Origin of the sequence: Streptococcus sp. HMSC065H07 (assembly GCF_001837325.1) — a bacterium.
Lineage (GTDB): Bacteria > Bacillota > Bacilli > Lactobacillales > Streptococcaceae > Streptococcus > Streptococcus salivarius_H.
Genome location: NZ_KV832046.1, coordinates 1 through 231 on the forward strand (window position 1 = coordinate 1; position 231 = coordinate 231).

Consider the following 231-nt stretch of genomic DNA (forward strand, 5'->3'; position numbering starts at 1 on the left):
TACCCAATGATGCCATCGGATTTAATCGACTACTTGGGGACTTGAAGACTGTTCACCAGCCAGAGATTGTCTTCGAGGCGACTGGTGTCTATTCTCGTCGTCTTCAGGCCTTCTTTGAGGATAATAGTTACGCTTATACACGCCTCAATCCCTTAGAATCCAAAAAACAACTAGATAGCTTACGAGTACGTAAAACTGATAAGATTGACGCTGAAAAACTAGCTACGTCTC

Annotated in this window: 1 protein-coding gene; it reads left to right on the plus strand. The window is 43.3% G+C overall.

All coding sequences use genetic code 11. The annotated features are described in order from the left end of the window. On the plus strand, positions 1 to 231 hold a 231-nt coding region (locus HMPREF2637_RS09670), incomplete at both ends, for an IS110 family transposase (protein WP_141760037.1).